Genomic DNA, 3,091 nt, shown 5'->3' with positions numbered 1-3,091 from the left:
CTAGACATGATCCGCCCCAATGCAACTCGACCGTTGCGCGTGTCCGTCCATCACGCTCGACGAGCGCTATCGTGCATGCCGGCTGTGCGGCAGAATACGGGTGACTGTGCTGGTACATGTGGCGTATCTCCGGCTCCCGTCCGCGGGACACTGTCGCATTGAGCTTAGTGACGCGAACAACATCGCCTAGAGTCCTTGGTCTACACCGGTGACGTCCAAAGGTCACTGGTGGCGCAGTCTTGAGAACAACGCGGTCGGGTTCGTTCGCGAAATCGATTCGTGCGAAATGCCCACCGCGTAGCGACTTTTCCGCCGAGCTTGCTTTGGAGAGCAACGTTGTGCCAGCTTCGAAGTGCTTTCAGGCCGACGCGGGGTAGCCCCTGAACCGCTTGAGGTACGTCAATAGTCGATACGCTGGCGCACGCCTCGGCCAGTCGTCAGCACGGAAGTAGGCGTCCGACCCGCCATCGACGAATACGACGCTCCCGCACAAGAAGTCCGCAGCATCCGACAGCATGAAGAGCATCCAGTCGGCCAGCTGCCCAGCACCGCCGAACCCGCCGATCGGGACCGGGAACGCACGAATCCGCTTCGCTTGCTTGGGCGTCGAGAGCTGCTTGTCCAGAAGAGGCGTCAGGATCGCCACCGGAGCGGGAGTATTCAAGCGGATGCCCGCGCCCGCCTCCGCAAGGGCCAACGACGTAAACCAGCCAAGGCCCGCACGCTCAGGGAGGTAGCCCGCACCCGACACAACGGCGCGCTTGCCGGATAGTCCAAAATCGATCATGGCCGACGTCCATTGCGCCCCGACCAGTCGTATTGGTGGAGTATTGAGACCGTCTCGACCGTTGTAAATCACGACTCAATGCGCCCGATCCGCCTACTGCCGGCGACAAGATCGTTATGGTCCGAATGACTGTCGTAGCCATGACACAACAACAACAACAACAGAGGTAAAGGCTCGGAAGGCTCATGAAAGCAGTAAGGTTCGACCGGTACGGGGGCGTGGACGTGCTCGAGGTGCGAGAGGTTCCCGTTCCGCTGCCGGGTGCTGGTGAAGTGCGAGTCGAAGTGAAGGCGGCCGGTATCAATCCCGGTGAAGCCATGATTCGCAGAGGCGCGTTCCGCGAGATCTTCCCGGCGACGTTTCCGTCCGGGCAGGGCAGCGATCTGGCCGGTGTCGTCACCGAGGTCGGGCCTGGCGTCGAGTTGTTCTCAGTGGGCGACGAGGTGTTGGGTTTCACGAACAACCGTGCCAGCCAAGCCGAATTCGTTGTGGTGCCTGCCGATCAGCTCACCATCAAACCGCCGGCAGTGTCATGGGAAGCCGCGGGTGCTCTCTTCGTCGCCGGCACAACGGCATACGCCGCAGTCGGGTCGGTCGGGTTGACGCCCAGTGACACTGTCGCGATCGCCGGCGCCGCTGGCGGGGTGGGCACGATAGCCGTACAGCTGGCCAAACGCACGGGCGCGACGGTGCTCGGCATCGCCGGCCCGTCCAACGACCAGTGGCTGGCTGCCCATGGCGTGATCACCGTCAACTACGGCGACGGTCTGGCTGACAGGCTACGTTCGGCGGCACCTGACGGCCGGGTCGATGCGTTCTTGGACTTCTTTGGTGGCGGCTACGTTGAATTAGCCATAACCGAGCTGGGCATTGCACCCGACCGCATCGACACCATCATCGACTTCCCGGCGCTAGAGCGGTTCGGGGTCAAGTTCGTCGGCAATCAGGACGGGGCCGACCCCGCCGTGCTAGCCGAGCTCGCGGCACTGATCGCCGCAGGCCAACTGGAAGTGCCTATCGCCGAGGTTATTCCGCTCCACGAGGTCCAGCGCGCCTACTCCACACTCGAACGCCGCCACACCCGGGGCAAGATCGTTCTGACGCCCTAGCTATGGCCGAGGCAGTGTCCTAAGGACCGTCTATTTCGAGGCAGTGGCAACGACCTACCTAGTCACCGTTAGGTCATCGCCTCGGCCATCGCGATACTCCGCCGGGGGCGGAGCACGAACCGCGCACTATGACTCCGTGCGGTGGGACCTACTCGGTCTCGACCCGCAGGTCGGTCAGTTGCAATGACACCAGGGTCGGGAAGGGCAGCGAGCGGTTGCCAGGACCGATTGGGTGGACACGCCGGCGAGTCGAGAACAGGAGCCCGCCGGCCTGAACGTGGTCGGCGCAAAGATGAGCAGCCCTCGCCCAACGGCCGATCACCTCGGGGACGTAGTCGTGGCGTCGCAGCCGACCACCGGCATCGACGTAGAAGATCTGGCGGGGCGAGTGTGTATCGATGTCGGGCGGGAAGCTCGCGTTGAGGCACCGCCATGTCTCTCCGCCCTCCGGCCACGTTTCTCCCTCGGTGACCTCGACCCCTTCAAGAGTCAGCAGGTGTGGGAACGTGAGGTAGTTCCACATCGCATAGCCGGCGAAGTAGACGGCGTCCAGCGGGTCCCAGCGAATGTTCCGGCGCAGGCCCGAGCGGCCGAAGAACGCGGCCCGTGCGCTCGCGCGCGATCTGATGACCTCGCCGTCGTGATTTTCGATCCGCGCCGACCCGCGCTCAAAGACCCCGCGCAGCCCATCCCGCGGATACGGGTCGAAGACCGTCCGAGGCTCCCGAACGTGCACCGTGATGCGATAATCCGCGAAGCGGTTGCCCGGCACCCGCGTTCGGATCAGCAGCCCTCCCGTTTGTACGCGTGCGTGGACCGTCCCCGCCTTCCGCCATCGCTCCAACCCCCCGTGGGCGTTGAGCACCTCGTCCAGCAGAAAGGCCATCAACCCACGCTATCTGTCCGCTCCGGTCTGCAGAAGGTCGAGCTAACTCGGAGTACTTAGCGGTAACGCTTGCCGCGCGCGAGAGTGTTCGAAAGAACGGACTGAGGCTACTACGTGGTGTCGTAGACATCGGAACGGTTCTGAACCTGCACGAGGTTCAGAGCTTCCTCCGTTTTGGAGTGATCTCGCCGATATCGAATTCGATCGCCCACGGGCAATTTCAGTGCATTCCGAGCGGTCAGAGTCACCGGACGCACCCGGTTTCGAGACGAACCTCCGAGAGTCACAAATGTGGTCTTGAGCTCAAGG

4 protein-coding genes are annotated in these 3,091 nt (G+C 63.2%); 1 reads left to right on the top strand and 3 read right to left on the bottom strand.

The window, feature by feature from the left end:
* Positions 1–358: 358 nt before the first annotated feature.
* Entirely contained in the window at positions 359–787 is a 429-nt protein-coding gene (locus VEI45_RS18290; protein ID WP_324855744.1) for an SDR family oxidoreductase, read from the bottom strand.
* Between the two features lie 185 nt (positions 788–972).
* Here VEI45_RS18290 and VEI45_RS18285 point away from each other — a divergent pair, with 185 nt between their 5' ends.
* Complete coding sequence (locus VEI45_RS18285; protein ID WP_324855742.1) at positions 973–1,896, top strand: NADP-dependent oxidoreductase; 924 nt, start codon at positions 973–975, stop codon at positions 1,894–1,896.
* Positions 1,897–2,044: 148 nt separating this feature from the next.
* On the opposite strand, the gene VEI45_RS18280 is transcribed toward VEI45_RS18285, so the two are convergent.
* A complete protein-coding gene (locus VEI45_RS18280; RefSeq protein ID WP_324855740.1) occupies positions 2,045–2,782 on the bottom strand; it encodes a hypothetical protein in 738 nt (245 codons plus the stop codon).
* Between the two features lie 110 nt (positions 2,783–2,892).
* A partial coding sequence (locus VEI45_RS18275) for a hypothetical protein (RefSeq protein ID WP_324855739.1) occupies positions 2,893–3,091 on the bottom strand: 199 nt, incomplete at its 5' end.

The organism is Mycobacterium sp., from assembly GCF_035623875.1.
In the GTDB taxonomy this organism is placed as follows: Bacteria; Actinomycetota; Actinomycetes; order Mycobacteriales; family Mycobacteriaceae; genus Mycobacterium.
This window is presented reverse-complemented; position numbering and strand designations above follow the sequence as displayed.

Coding starts and splice junctions, on each gene's coding strand:
- VEI45_RS18290 (WP_324855744.1), bottom strand. CDS start 787: ATGATCGATTTTGGACTATCCGGCAAGCGCGCCGTTGTGTCGGGTGCG.
- VEI45_RS18285 (WP_324855742.1), top strand. CDS start 973: ATGAAAGCAGTAAGGTTCGACCGGTACGGGGGCGTGGACGTGCTCGAG.
- VEI45_RS18280 (WP_324855740.1), bottom strand. CDS start 2,782: ATGGCCTTTCTGCTGGACGAGGTGCTCAACGCCCACGGGGGGTTGGAG.